11 protein-coding genes, 1 rRNA gene and 1 pseudogene are annotated in these 13171 nt (G+C 64.5%); 5 read left to right on the forward strand and 8 right to left on the reverse strand.

Annotated features, from left to right (window positions below):
- Positions 1–1668, reverse strand: a pseudogene (locus H292_RS27490) (alpha-keto acid decarboxylase family protein).
- A gap of 170 nt (positions 1669–1838) precedes the next feature.
- On the opposite strand from H292_RS27490, the gene H292_RS0123615 reads away from it, so the two are divergent.
- Positions 1839–2930: a hypothetical protein gene (locus H292_RS0123615; RefSeq protein WP_020113049.1), complete on the forward strand. Its 1092-nt coding sequence runs from the start codon at positions 1839–1841 to the stop codon at positions 2928–2930.
- 12 nt (positions 2931–2942) lie between these two features.
- Here the strand turns inward: H292_RS0123615 and H292_RS0123620 are convergent, their stop codons facing one another.
- From H292_RS0123620 to H292_RS0123635, 4 genes are read right to left on the reverse strand one after another with little or no spacing between them, the layout of a single operon-like run.
- Positions 2943–4376, reverse strand: a complete 1434-nt coding sequence (locus H292_RS0123620) for a GntP family permease (RefSeq protein WP_019666664.1) — start codon at positions 4374–4376, stop codon at positions 2943–2945.
- On the reverse strand, positions 4373–5002 hold the full coding sequence (locus H292_RS0123625; RefSeq protein WP_019666663.1) for a bifunctional 4-hydroxy-2-oxoglutarate aldolase/2-dehydro-3-deoxy-phosphogluconate aldolase: 630 nt from the start codon (positions 5000–5002) through the stop codon (positions 4373–4375). Before H292_RS0123625 ends, H292_RS0123620 begins: the two co-directional genes overlap by 4 nt.
- Positions 4999–6591, reverse strand: a complete 1593-nt coding sequence (locus H292_RS0123630) for an N-acyl-D-amino-acid deacylase family protein (protein ID WP_020113050.1) — start codon at positions 6589–6591, stop codon at positions 4999–5001. Before H292_RS0123630 ends, H292_RS0123625 begins: the two co-directional genes overlap by 4 nt.
- 9 nt (positions 6592–6600) lie before the next feature.
- Positions 6601–7884 carry an alanine racemase gene (locus H292_RS0123635; RefSeq protein WP_020113051.1) on the reverse strand — a complete coding sequence of 428 codons (1284 nt, stop codon included), beginning with the start codon at positions 7882–7884 and terminating at the stop codon, positions 6601–6603.
- A 103-nt stretch (positions 7885–7987) separates the two neighbouring features.
- Here H292_RS0123635 and H292_RS0123640 point away from each other — a divergent pair, with 103 nt between their 5' ends.
- From H292_RS0123640 to H292_RS0123650, 3 genes are read left to right on the forward strand one after another with little or no spacing between them, the layout of a single operon-like run.
- A complete protein-coding gene (locus tag H292_RS0123640; protein WP_080748559.1) occupies positions 7988–8986 on the forward strand; it encodes a sugar kinase in 999 nt (332 codons plus the stop codon).
- Positions 8983–9741 (forward strand): IclR family transcriptional regulator, encoded by a 759-nt coding sequence (locus H292_RS0123645; protein WP_019666659.1) that lies wholly within the window; start codon positions 8983–8985, stop codon positions 9739–9741. Before H292_RS0123640 ends, H292_RS0123645 begins: the two co-directional genes overlap by 4 nt.
- Before the next feature lie 12 nt (positions 9742–9753).
- On the forward strand, positions 9754–10155 hold the full coding sequence (locus tag H292_RS0123650) for a RidA family protein (protein ID WP_019666658.1): 402 nt from the start codon (positions 9754–9756) through the stop codon (positions 10153–10155).
- A 96-nt stretch (positions 10156–10251) separates the two neighbouring features.
- Here H292_RS0123650 and H292_RS0123655 read toward each other — a convergent pair whose 3' ends face one another.
- The 3 genes from H292_RS0123655 to H292_RS0123665 form a co-directional block, all read right to left on the reverse strand.
- Positions 10252–10509 carry a hypothetical protein gene (locus tag H292_RS0123655; RefSeq protein ID WP_196806195.1) on the reverse strand — a complete coding sequence of 86 codons (258 nt, stop codon included), beginning with the start codon at positions 10507–10509 and terminating at the stop codon, positions 10252–10254.
- Positions 10448–11374, reverse strand: coding sequence for a T3SS (YopN, CesT) and YbjN peptide-binding chaperone 1 (locus H292_RS0123660; protein ID WP_027499043.1), 927 nt, complete (start codon positions 11372–11374; stop codon positions 10448–10450). The genes H292_RS0123655 and H292_RS0123660 overlap by 62 nt, the downstream gene beginning before the upstream one ends.
- Positions 11375–11447: 73 nt before the next feature.
- Positions 11448–12605 carry an alkaline phosphatase family protein gene (locus H292_RS0123665; RefSeq protein WP_026348068.1) on the reverse strand — a complete coding sequence of 386 codons (1158 nt, stop codon included), beginning with the start codon at positions 12603–12605 and terminating at the stop codon, positions 11448–11450.
- Between the two features lie 488 nt (positions 12606–13093).
- Between H292_RS0123665 and H292_RS0123670 the strand changes: the two genes are divergently transcribed.
- A 16S ribosomal RNA gene (locus H292_RS0123670) occupies positions 13094–13171 on the forward strand; the annotation flags it as partial.

The raw sequence follows: 13171 nt of genomic DNA on the forward strand, positions 1-13171 counted from the left end.
TCAGGACTTGTTCGCCGCGCTCGCTGCCGTCGCCAGCTGAGTCAACAGTGGAGGCACGTCCATCCGCGGTACGACGGCCTCGATCACGACCATCCGGTCTCGTTGTGCCGCTGCGTCGTTCAGTGCATCGCGGAGTTCGCCGACTGTCGTGACCCGCCGAACGATGGGCTCGGTACCGACGCCGAGCGCGGCGGGGATCGCTGTCCAATCCCAGGACACGATGTCGTTGTACTCGGCCGTCTCACCGTGAATGGCGCGCTCGACGGTGTGGCCGTCGTTGTTGACCACGATGATGACGGGGGCGAGCTTCTCGCGTGCGAGTGTGCCGATTTCCTGGACCGTCAGCTGCGCGGCGCCGTCGCCGATCAACAGAACCGTGCGGCGGTTCGGTTCTGCCAGAGCGGCGCCGAGCGTAGCCGGGAGCGTGTATCCGATCGATGCCCACAGCGGCTGTCCGATGAACGTCACTCCAGCCGGCAGTCGGTGCGACGCCATGCCGTAGAACGACGTCCCCTGGTCGGCGAGAACGATGTTTCCGTCCTCGAGCGCGCCGGAGACCGTGTTCCACAATGTGTGCTGAGTCAGCGCCGTCGAGGTATCGTGCACTTCGGGTGCCGAGTTGTGCTGTGTCCGTGCCTTCGTCGGTGCCGAGTGCGCGCGAGACCGAAGGATGTCGGTCAGGGCTCCGAGCGCCGCGTGCAGTTCCATCGGTGCATACACCTGCCCGCCGACCGAGGACTGATGAACCGCCACATCGATGTTGCGTTTCGGGTCGATCTGCTGACTGAAGAATCCGCTCACCATGTCGGTGAACTGGACGCCCGCCGTGACCAGCACGTCGGCATCCTCGACCCCTGCGCGAACGGATTCATCGCTGGCCGCACCGGCATAGATGCCGAGGAAGTTGGACGAGCTCTCGTCGACGAGGCTCTTGCCCCACATCAGCGTCGCGTAGGGGATGTCGTCGGCCGCGAGCAGCGCGTCGAGCTGGGGTACCGCTCCGAGCCGATGGACCTGCAAGTCGGCCAGGACCGTCACCTGCCGGTCGTCGATCACTGCTGCGGCGGCGGCGGTGAACGCCTCGAGCGCGGCAGGACTGGTCGCGTCGTCGTAGGAGCGCAGCGGCGCCGACGGCGGGAAAGTGGGCACGCGCGCGACGTCGGTCGAGAGCAGGATTTAGCCGGGCCGCCGTTGCTGACGAACCTCCATCAGCACACGGTCGATTTCCAGTGTGGCTGTCGCCGGAGTCAGATTCGCTTGTGCACACGTGATTTCGCGGCTCATGCGCAGAAAGTGCTCGAAATCTCCGTCGCCGAGCGAATGGTGAACCAGGCGTCGTGCAGCCTGAGCGTCCTTGGACGGCGCACCGACGATGTGGACGACGGGAACATGCTCGGCATAGCTGCCGGCCACTGCGTTCAGAGCGGAGAGCTCACCGACACCGAAAGTGGTGACCAGCGCGGACATTCCGCGGAGTCGTCCGTACCCGTCCGCCGCATAACCTGCGTTCAACTCGTTGGCGTTGCCCACCCATCTCAGGGTCTCGTGAGACTCGACGTGGTCGAGAAATTCGAGGTTGAAGTCGCCCGGTACACCGAACACTTCGGTGACGCCCAGCTCGGCCAGTCGATCCAGTAGATAGTCGCCGACGGTATAGGTCTCGCTCATGGAATTTTCACGTCCTTGTCCGTGCCTTGTGGGCACCTAGGTCATCGAGAACGCCTGGTAAGGCCCTCGCCGAGAAACTGTACCGACGGCCTCGGTGTGACGGGGCTCCCGCCGCATCGATCGAAGAATTCTGGAACAGTGGATATCGACACACGGCAGAGGAGTCCAGAATGCCCGCACACCCGGAGATCGGAACCGAGCGCGAACGCGTCGAGGAACGAGTGCGGCGCTGGTGCGAGAACGCACGGCTCGAGGGCCGCCGTCCGTTGTTGTCCGACGCCTCCGCCCTGGCGATAGCGTCCGGAAGGCTCGACGAGGCGACGCGCGAGGTGCTGTCGGCCAGGCGTCGAGCAGGTAGGTCGATGCCGAGCGTCGGCGGGTTCGGTGCGGTGCGTGTGCTGGCGGACGAGCGTGATCGCTGGTTGTCGAAGGACACGAAGAACAAGCCTGGGTCGGCGATGGTGTACCGCCTGCGCGCCGCAGAACTGGCGAAACGACTGGACCACCTGCGGGCGGAGTTCACGCTCTCCAGCACGCACTACGCGCACGGCGTGCGGGCGGTCCGTCGGGATCGACGTGACGGTCTGCACCTCGATCTCGACCAGCGTGACCTGCTGTTCGACGCGACGATGCACACCCCTGTTCCTCGACGCGAACAGGGAACGACGCTGGAACGCACCGGGTTGGCTTTGCTCGAGACCGCGGCGGAACGAATGTCCGAGGCGGCCAGGAACACGCGGTTCGCTGAGCTCGGGGACAAGGCAGCGAGCGTGGTCGTCGACTACGCGGACCGACGGGACGACGCGTTCCTGGACAAATTCGAAGCCCTGTTGTTCCTCGCCGGTCACTCGGTGGACCGAATCCACACCTCACCGGCGTGGCGGTCCGATCATTTTCTCGTCCAGCGCACGCAACTCGACCTGATCGACGAGCTGACCCAGATTTCCGTCGACGTGCATTCGTTGCGGGGGATCGGTGACGAACTCGACGGCATCGCCGCGATGATGTTCGACGACGCCACCCGCGCCCAAGTGTCTACCAGGCGTACTGCCCTCGGCACCGTGTGGTCTCAGCTCATCGACCGTGTCGCAGCGCTGGTGCGCGTCGCGGATCTCGTGACCCACGCGGAGGGCAACCTGCGGACCATGGACGTGATGCAGAAAGCGCAGAGCCTCGACAGCAGAATCGATGCACTCGTGGCTCGCGCGGGCCAGCGCGAACTGTCCGCCGACAACACTCACTTCGTCGGCGACCAGTTCTAGCGCCGCGACGGGTCAGGCGATGATGGCGAAGAGCACTGCCGCCACCGCGAAACTGACCACCGACAGAATCGTTTCCAACACTGTCCATGTCTGCAGTGTCTGCTTGACCGTCATGTTGAAGAACTTCGCGATGATCCAGAAGCCACCGTCGTTGACGTGACTGAGAATGATGGAGCCCGCTGCGATCGACATCGCGACGAGCGCGGTGGCCATCGGTGAGTAGTCCTGCGCCGCAACGAGAGGTCCGACGATTCCGCCGGTCGTCACGATCGCGACGGTGGCCGAGCCCTGAGCGATACGCAGCGCGCAGCTGATGACGTACGCGAGGACGATGATCGGCAACCCGGCGGCGGCCATGGCGTCGGCGAGGGCGGTGCCGATTCCCGTGGCCGAGATGACCTTTCCGAAGAAGGCGCCTGCACCGACCACCAGAAGCAACATGCCGACCGGACGCAGGGATTCTCCGGTCAACGTGCTCAGTTCCTGAACCGTCGAACCGCGTCGGATCCCCAGAACGTAGAACGCGATCAACACGGCGATGAGCAGTGCGACGGCCGGTGTGCCGAGGAAAGTCAGCACCTCGAGCAGATTGCCCGGGTCGAGGAGGATGCTGCCGAACGTGGCGCCGAGGATGAGGACGAGCGGGACCGCGATGATCGCACCGATGAGTCCGACCGACGGGGGAGTGGTGACGACGGGACGCTTGGTCGCGACGCCGATGCCGCCCGTCGGCTCGGCGTCGTCGCCTTCGTTCACGAAGTCCTCGGGCACATCGACGATGACGCGTTTGCCGATCCAGTTGCCCCAGACGAGGCCTGCAGCGATGAATCCCGGTATACCGCAGACGAATCCCATGAGGATGAGCCAGCCGAGGTTGACCTCGAGCAGTCCGCCGAGAGCGACCGGTCCGGGGTGAGGCGGTAGGAATGCGTGGGTCATCGAGAGGCCAGCGAGCATCGGAAGTGCATACAGCACCAACGATTTACCGCCCTGGCGAGCTGCCACGTAGACCAACGGCGCGAGAACGAAGATGCCGATGTCGAAGAACACCGGGATGCCGAAGATGAGACCCAGTAGGCCCATCGCGATCGGCGCACCGCGGTCCCCGAACACCCCGAGGAGCTTGGAGGTCAAAGCCTGTGCTCCACCGGATCGTTCGAGGATGGCGCCCAGTACGGTGCCGAGTCCGATGATGACCGCGATGTGCCCGAGAATGCCACCGAACCCGGTTTCCAGCAGTGACTCGTTGCTCTTGATCGCTGTACCCACGATCTCCGACACCGGCAGGCCTGCGGCCAGCGCGAGACCGAGTCCGACGATCAGCAGGGCAACGAACGGTTCGAGCTTGACCCTGATGATGACGAAGAGAAGTACGGCGATGGCCAGGCCACACAGTACGAGAAGGCCAGGGGTGGATGTCCTGAGCCAGTCGACGGCGGTACTCATGAAGTGCCTTTCGGTGAAAGAGAAGTGACGAAACGTTGTGCGCGTTCGGCGATACCGTCCCAGTCGTCGGATGCGACGGCGGCGGGCGAGACGACGTCGGTTCCCGCGGTGACGGCGACTGCGCCGACGGCGAGGAAGTCCGCGGCATTGGAGGCGTTGACGCCGCCGGACGGGACGAGCTTGGCGTCCGGCAACGGCCCGAGCAGGTCTTTGAAGTGCGCGGGACCGAGGGCTCGTGCCGGGAAGATCTTCACGGCCGCAGCACCCATGTCGATCGCGTCCATCACCTCGCTGGGAGTCAGAGCACCCATCATCAGCGGAACACCGCGTGCCGAGGCGACTTCGGCGACGGCCGGTCGGAGCCCGGGGGTGACGAGGAATTGCGCGCCGGAGTCGATCGCTGCCCGGGTCTGTTCGGACGTCAGAACCGTGCCGGCCCCGATCACCGCACCCGCGTCGGCGGCCACACGCAGCAGGTCGAGCACGCCAGGCGTCGTGAACGTCAGCTCGACGGCGCGGATACCGCCCCTGGCCAATGCCTCGGCGAGTGCCTGCGGATCGGAGATCGAGGGTGCTCGCACCACGGCGAGGGCACGGTCGTCGAGAATGGTCTGCAGTGCGTTCATCGTTCCGCTCTCAGAGAATGTCCGGCAAGAATGCCAGTGGGTTGTCCGTCGTCGATGGCGAGGCGGCCGTTCACGATCACATGGCCGATACCGACGGCTTGTTGCTTCGGTTGCTCGAAAGTCGCAGTGTCGCGGACTGTATCGGGATCGAAGAGGACCAGGTCCGCAGCGTTGCCGACTGCGATGGTTCCTCGGTCGGTGAGTCCGAGCCGCTCCGCCGGTCGTCCGGTCAAGTGGTTGACGCAGTCCTCCAGGTCGAGGAGCTTCTCCTCGCGCACGTAGTGGCCCAGGTAGCGCGGAAATGTTCCCCACGCCCGTGGATGCGGGCGTTCGCCGACGAGAATGGCGTCGCTTCCGCCCATGTGCCGAGGATGCGCCATGATCGCGCGCACGTTCTCCTCGTGCCCGACATGCTGCAGAATCGTCGTCGCCAGTTGGTCGCGTACAAGGATGTCGAAGAACGAGTCCACCGGCGATTCGCCCCGTTCGGCGGCGATGTCCACCATCGTCTTGCCCACCAGCGAGTCCAGTTCCGAATTCGCGACACCACTGATCTGAATGGTCTCCCACTCGACCGTCACACCGTGGCAGCCGTCGGATCCGTTCACGTTCACGTCCTCGGTGATGCGAGCGCGCATCTCCGGGTCGCCGAAACGGGCAAGCGCCTGATCCGGCCCACCGGACATGGCCCAGCTCGGAAGCAATGCGGACAGCGTCGTGGCTCCGGGCAGGTACGGGTAGGTGTCCAGCGTGACGTCGCAGCCGTCGGCGATGGCAGAATCCACCTTGTCGAGGAATTCGCCCGCCCGGCCGCGGTTCACGCCGAAGTTCATGGTCGCGTGGGTGAGGTGCAGCGCGCATCCGGTCGCCCGCGCAAGATCCAGCATCTCCTGATACGCCTCCAGCGCACCTGCGCCGTACGATCGCGTGTGCGGAGCGTAGAAGCCTCCGAAATCGGCGACGACCTCGCACAATGCGCGGAGTTCGCTTGTATCGGCGTACATCCCGGGTGTGTACGTCAACCCGCTCGACATCCCGACGGCACCCTCGCTCAGGCCCTGGGCAAGCAGTTCCTGCATGTGGGAGATCTCGCGAGGCGTCGCCGGACGCTGATCGCCGCCGACGGCCAGATACCGGAGCGTGCCCTGAGGTACGAGGTACGCCGCGTTCGGTGTGATGCCCTGATCGAGCCGCGTCAGGTACTCGGCCACCGACCGCCAGGAAAAATCGAGGTCCGACGGGTTGCCGTTCCAGCCGGCGATCTGACGACGTACGACGTCGAGGGTGGCGTCGTCGATCGGGGCGTAGGCGATACCGTCCTGGCCGATGACCTCGGTGGTCACGCCCTGACTGATTTTCGGGAAATGCCCTGGATCGGTCAGCAACCGAAGATCGGAATGTGCGTGCATGTCGATGAAGCCGGGGGCGAGCACATGCCCTGCTTCGGCCTCGATGACCCTGTCCGCGCCGGTCGTGACGCCGGGTTCGGTGATGGCCGCGATGATGCCCCCGTCGACGAGGACGTCACGACGCACGCGCGGTGATCCGGTTCCGTCGACGACGTCGGCTCCGCGAATCAGCAATGTCATTCGTGGCTCCTAGAAGAAGGTGTGGACTAGGTCGACGACGCGCGGATCGTCGCTGCCTGCATCGTCGACGAGAGGGATCAGCCGCCATTTGTCGAAGGCTGTGCACGGATGCGAAAGACCCAGGCGAACAACGCTTCCGATCGGAGCCGCGCTGGCGTCCGGGGCGAACCGAAGGAAGGCGTGCTGATCGTTGAGGGCGGTGATCTCGCCGTCGACCGACTGCGGAGTGGGCAAACCCTCGTCGTAGGGGAGGTCCCGCTTGCCGGCATCGAGCAGCGCGAGGCCCGGCTCCGGGCGCGACACGACGCGCGCCCAGCCGTGCATCGCAGCTTCGAGTGGATGGTCCGAACGGCTCGGGATCATCGGTGAGATCTGTGAGTAGAACCCGTCGTCGTGGATGATGTATGCCCCCGACCGGAGCACCACCGTGGTCGCGACGCCGCGTGCGCCGTCCTCGTCGGCCAGTGGCGCCAGGTGCGCGGCCACGATGTCCTGATACGCGCTTCCGCCCGCGGTGACCACGGCGTGCTCGGCGTAGAGACCTGCTGCGTCGAGTTCTCGATGGAGAGTTGCGACGGCATCGAGGTAGTCGGCGACGGCCTTCAGGCCGGCCTCGGACCGATCGTGGCTGAGTGCGCCCTCGTATCCTCCGACACCCGCGAGTGCCAGACGAGGCGACGCGGCGACGGCGTCGGCGACCGCACGAGCTTCGTCGATCGTGCGCGCACCGGTTCTGCCGTGCTCGCCGCCCAGCTCGACGACGACGTGCACCGGCCTGGTTGCGCCTGCGTCGGACAGGGCTGCGTTCATTGCCTCGACGGTGCCGAGTCCGTCTGCCCAGCAGTAGAATTCGAACTCGGGATGTTCGACGAGTTCCCGTGCCAGCCAGGCGAGACCGACGGGGTCGACGAGGGCGTTGGCCAGCATGATGCGTTGGACGCCGAACGTCCTCGCCAACTGCACCTGCCAGATGGTCGCCAATGTGATTGCCCACGAACCGGAATCGAGCTGGCGTTTCCAGAGAGCCGGAGCCATCGTCGTCTTGCCGTGCGGCGCGAGTTTCACACCCGCCTCGGCAGCCCAGGCGGCCATGACCTCGATGTTGTGAGTGATTCGTTTGTCGTCGAGCGTCAACAGCGGCGTCTGGAAGGACGTCGCCGATGGTCCTTCCCGGACGAACTCCTCGATCGAACGTCCCCAGGCGTGGGGTGGAACCGATTTGTGTTCGGGTCCGATCTTTCGCGCTCGTAGGGCGTTGACGGCGTGCGTGTCGATCAAGGTGGAGACCTCCAAGCCGGTGCCGTTGCGTAATTTGCAACGATTGTTGCGCAAAATGTTTGTGATTAGTAGTGTGCATCCAACAGGGGCCGGCCCGCAAGCATTCGAAGGAGATCTCTTGCTTTCATCGCCTCGCGCGGTATGCGTCGGAGAAGGACTCGTGGTTCTCGTTGCCGAGCCCGGTGCCCTCGAAGACTCGGATTCGTTTCGACGTTCGGCAGGTGGGGCCGAAGCCAACGTGGCACGCGTCCTCGTCCAGCTGGGTGTGTCCACGTCCTGGTTGTCACGGGTCGGAGACGATGGATTCGGCCGATACCTGCTACGCCAACTCAGCGAATCAGGTGTCGACGTATCTGCCGTGTCGGTCGACCCTGCACGTCCGACGGGGATCTACGTCAAGGAACGCGGAGCCGGCACCGGCGTCGGACACGATCTGCCGCGCGGCGAGAGTCGCATGACGTACTTCCGGACAGGATCGGCTGCCAGCGCTCTGTCTGCCGAAGACCTGGTTCCCACCGTGATCGAGGGGGCCGCCATCGTCCACCTCTCCGGAATCACCGTCGCGTTGTCGGCCTCGGCCGAGTCGATGTCGAGGGCACTGCTGGCGTCCGCGGCGACCGTCAGCTTCGACCTGAACTTTCGGCCCGCGCTGTGGGGCTCGAGAATCTCCGACGCATCCTCCGTGCTGGCTGACCATGTCCGCGGCAGCGACGTGGTGCTGATGGGTGCCGACGAGGCGCACGAGGTCTTCGGGATCGACGATCCCGCAGCGTTGCGCGCGGAGTTCCCGGAACCGCGTCACCTGGTGGTCAAGAACGACGCGCACGTCGTGACCGCGTTCGACGGATCGTCGCGCGTCGACGTTCCTGCCCTCACACTCGACGTCGTGGAAAAAATCGGCGCGGGCGACGCGTTCGCAGGCGGATTTCTTGCCGGTTTGCTGACCGGGCGCTCGGCTGTGGACAGGGTCCGGCTCGGCCACCTCTGCGCGGCAGGAGCCTTGACCGCACACGGTGACGCGGCCGAAGTCGCTGATCCCTCTCGGCTCGCCGCGGCGCTGGCCCTCCCCGACGCGGAGTGGAACTCGGCACGATTCGCTGATCTGGTGGCGCAATGAGCCAAAGCCTGTCCCGAGCATTGACCATCCTCGGCCTCCTGGGGGAGGAGACGAGGTCGCTCGACCAACTAGCCCGAGAACTGGACGTGCACAAGACAACCGTGCTGCGACTGCTGCGCACGATGGAGTCGGACCGCTTCGTCCAGCACGACGCCGACCACCGATACGTGCTCGGGTCACGATTCTTCGAACTCGCCAACCGCGCACTCGAACAGAGGGATGTGCGCACGGTAGCGAGGCCGCACCTCGCTGCGCTCAACGCCGCAACCGGACAGACGATCCACCTGGCAACCCTCGAGGGTGGCGAGGCGGTGTACATCGACAAATTCGATGCGACGCAGAGCGTCCGGATGTACTCGCGTATCGGAAGACCCGCCCCGTTGCACTGCACGGCCGTGGGAAAGGTGCTGGTCTCCGCACTCCCACGTGCCGAGCAGCGGCAGATCGCGCAACGCATCGAATACGCGCGGTTCACCGACCGGACCATAGATTCCGCCGAGCGGTACCTCGCTGAACTGGACCTCGTAGCCGAGCAGGGCTACGCCGAGGACCACGAGGAACACGAGACGTTCGTCAACTGCGTGGGTGTACCGATCCTCGACGGCACCGGACGAACCGTTGCGGCAGTGTCGATGTCGGTACCGGACATGCTCCTCGACCACGGACAAGTCCTCGGGAAACTACCCGAAATTCTGGCTGTCGCCGAAGCCATTTCGGCCGATCTCGGCTGGAAGCCGACCGAGAAGACCTCGTAAGAAAGGAAAGTAATGAGCGAGAAGATCGCAGTTCGAACCGATGGGGCACCGGCACCCGCACACACGTTCTCCCAAGGGGTGCGCAAGGGCCCGTTCGTGCAGGTCTCCGGGCAGGGACCGGTCGATCCGAAGACCAGCGAGTACCTGTACCCGGGCGACGTCGCCGCCCAGACCACGAGAACGCTCGAGAACGTGCGCGCGATCGTCGAAGCGAGCGGCGCAACGTTCGACGACGTCGTCATGCTTCGCGTCTACCTCACCAAGCGCGAGGACTTCGCCATCATGAACGACGCATACGGCGAGTTCGTCCAGAAGTACACCACCGGAGATGTCCTGCCCAGTCGGACAACGGTATTCACCGGTTTACCTCGCGAAGAGATGCTCGTCGAGATCGACGCCGTCGCGATCGTCTGACGCCGGGTCCGACAACCGGCCGGGCTCCTCTCGTGTCATGGCGGCATTCGCCGTGGGGAGCACGGCCGGGCGACGGATGCACGCCAACCGGCGAGCTCAGACGTTGTCGAGATTCTTGATCGCCACCAGCGCGCTGCGCAGTGCTCGGACAACTCGGTCCCACGGAACCGCCTCCAGCGCACACTCCTCGGCCGCCGCGGATTCTCCACGGAGCATGGCTTCCTGCGCGTACTCGCGCCAAGACTCTGCCTGTTCGGTGCAGAACGCCTCGAAACGTCCGATCTTCGCGCGGTCAGGTCCGCAGACCGACACGATGTCGTCGGCGTCGACCTTCCCACCGGACTCCGCATCCATCTCCAGCAACGTCATCAGTTGCGGCGGAAGCTCCTCGTCGCTGGGGTCCGCGGACCCGTCGACCTGTTGTCGCGTCGTGGGTGGGAACAACACCCCCGACGTGATCGGCGAACTCCTCGTCGACCGTCGCCGCGAACTTCGCCAGGCGGCCTGCGGCATTCACCACGTGCTGTGGGACGAACGGATCGGCGTCGATCGTGCACGCGACATGGACACGGTCCTCGACCAACAAGAACTTCAGCCGCGGATGCCGGCGATTGAGATCCGCGACGACCTCCGCAGCCCGTGTTCGCCCGGCAATACGCTCGACGACGAGCGCATGAATGCGGATCTCGTCTACGCCCGCAGCAGTGACGTATGCGATGACCGGCCCGATGGCGATGCTGACGACTCCGTCGGGCGTGACCGACACCCGATCCCCGAAGGTCTCCAGCAACGGACCCGCCACATCCGGGGGACAAGCCGACTCGTCGGGTGTCGGTGCGGTCGGTGCCTTCGCCCCAGGCCGGAAGAGGAACGAGGGATGCGGGATGTTCCACGCGCATCGGATCTGCTCGACGACCGTCGAACACAACCGGTCGACCCACGCGGCGCCGTCCTCGACGACGAAAATTCCGTCGGCCTCGGCCGGTTGCCAGGGAGGCGGGGGAGAACCGAGCCCCGACGATGCACACACGAGCGTCCCCTCCGCTGTCAGGCGAAGAAGCATTGCTCGCCGCGGTGAGCCCTCGGGCTCGAAGTCGGGAGATATCGACAGCTCCGCACCTGGTTCCAGCGACGCCAGATGATCAGCCAGTTCGGTCGTGAACCTCGTCCAGTCGGACTGCGTTGCAGCGTCAAGGTCTGGACAGTTGTGCTTCGGCATGTTTCTCCCCGTTCCACCAAACTTCGAACATTCGATCGAACAGAAGCTATCGCGGGGTACCGACAAGAACCGGTCAGCGGCGACTGTCCGCTCGGACGACCGTCGCTGGAACGAGTAGCTCGGCAGGCGTCAGCGACCCGTGGTGCCCCTCGAGTGCCGACGCGTTCGCTTCCGCCTGCGTTCTCACCACGGCCGATTCGTCCTGCGCGAGGGCCAGCAGGTCTCCGATTCGTTCGGCGGACGCAGTGGACACCGCCGGGCCGAACCACCCTCGCGACAGTGCGTCCTCGCGGGTGACGACGAGGAAGTGCTCCCCGAGTGACTCCTGCCAGGTCACCTGCACGTCACTACTACTTCCGGTCCGTGTGTAGAGGTAGCGCATCCGGGGTTCTCCGCCCAGGAGCCTGACGCCGTCCCTCAGCTCCGGGGTCGAGTCGTAGTCGAACCTCCGGTCGATGCCAACCATTCCGTGGTCGGCGACGACGATCAGCGCGCCGTCGGGTGGAAGACCGTCGGCGATCGACTCGGCGAGTAGGTCGACATGGCGAAGATGCAGGCGCCATGCGTGCGACTTCGGTCCTCGGACGTGGCCCACCAGGTCGAGGTCACCGTGATAGGCGTAGACCAGCGTCGGGCCGGGAGCATCGAGTGCGTCGAGTGTTCCGGCCGCGAGATCGGCAAGGGAAACCGAGTTGCGGAACTGCGCGCCGCGAAGAGAAGCACGAGTCAGTCCTGAGCTCGCCTGCATCGACGGACCGACGTGAACGACGCGGACACCGTCGTCACGCGCACGTTCGAACGCGGTCGGTAGCGGTTGGAAGTGCTCCGGAACCACATCGGCCGGTAGCCCCTCGGACGCGGACGTCCCGTGGAGTTTCCACTGAAGACTGTTCATGAGGCGTTTGTGGCCCGGAAGCGCGACGAGATATCCGACGACACCGTGCTCTCCGGGAGTGAGCCCCGTGCCAAGTGAGCTGAGGCTCGTCGCCGTCGTGCTCGGAAATCCTGCGGTGATCGATCGGGTGGTGTGTGCAGTGAGGAAGGGCGCGTCGTCCGAATGATCGGCAAGTTGTTCGCTGCCGAGTCCATCGACCATCAGGACACACGCTCGTCGGACACCGTGGAGATCGAGACCGAGTCTGTCGGCAGACGAACTGCCCGTCAGATGCGCGACCACGGACGGCACTACATCGGACAGGGACCCCGTTCCATAGCGCGGTGAAAGCAGCATGACGCAACCGTATGCGCCGCGCCGGCACCGCGCAGCCTCTGTTGTTAACTCGTACAAGCGCCTGACCAGGCGATTTGCGAAGGAGTTCTTCTTGGCGTAACTTTTGTCCAGTCAGAGCGACACGGACACCGACCCGGACCGAAAGGTGCGGGACACGAGGTTGGACGCAGATCGAACTGGCAGCCCCTTACGAGGTAAGAGTTTACATCGTGAGGGACATGAGCGTGTAAGCCCCGAAGTCGAAGCGAAAGCTGACGCAACGGTGTGTGCGTGTTCTTTGAGAACTCAACAGTGTGTCGATGAATGTCAGTGCCGAATGTTTTTGGTGCTCATGCCTTTTGGGGTGTGGGTGTGACATCTTCTTGCTTCATTCTTCCCGTCTGGGGTGAGAAGATTTTTTGTAATGCTAGTTGAGTTTTTTTGCTAGTGATGTGGACTTGATGTCATTTGACTGATTCACGATCTTCGGATTGTTGTTTCTAGAGTCTTTTACGGAGAGTTTGATCCTGGCTCAGGACGAACGCTGGCGGCGTGCTTAACACATGCAAGTCGAGCGGTAAGGCCTT

Source organism: Rhodococcus sp. 114MFTsu3.1 (genome assembly GCF_000383555.1).
Lineage (GTDB): Bacteria > Actinomycetota > Actinomycetes > Mycobacteriales > Mycobacteriaceae > Rhodococcoides > Rhodococcoides fascians_E.

Coding starts and splice junctions, on each gene's coding strand:
- H292_RS0123615 (WP_020113049.1), top strand. CDS start 1,839: ATGCCCGCACACCCGGAGATCGGAACCGAGCGCGAACGCGTCGAGGAA.
- H292_RS0123620 (WP_019666664.1), bottom strand. CDS start 4,376: ATGAGTACCGCCGTCGACTGGCTCAGGACATCCACCCCTGGCCTTCTC.
- H292_RS0123625 (WP_019666663.1), bottom strand. CDS start 5,002: ATGAACGCACTGCAGACCATTCTCGACGACCGTGCCCTCGCCGTGGTG.
- H292_RS0123630 (WP_020113050.1), bottom strand. CDS start 6,591: ATGACATTGCTGATTCGCGGAGCCGACGTCGTCGACGGAACCGGATCA.
- H292_RS0123645 (WP_019666659.1), top strand. CDS start 8,983: ATGAGCCAAAGCCTGTCCCGAGCATTGACCATCCTCGGCCTCCTGGGG.
- H292_RS0123650 (WP_019666658.1), top strand. CDS start 9,754: ATGAGCGAGAAGATCGCAGTTCGAACCGATGGGGCACCGGCACCCGCA.
- H292_RS0123655 (WP_196806195.1), bottom strand. CDS start 10,509: ATGGATGCGGAGTCCGGTGGGAAGGTCGACGCCGACGACATCGTGTCG.
- H292_RS0123660 (WP_027499043.1), bottom strand. CDS start 11,374: ATGCCGAAGCACAACTGTCCAGACCTTGACGCTGCAACGCAGTCCGAC.
- H292_RS0123665 (WP_026348068.1), bottom strand. CDS start 12,605: ATGCTGCTTTCACCGCGCTATGGAACGGGGTCCCTGTCCGATGTAGTG.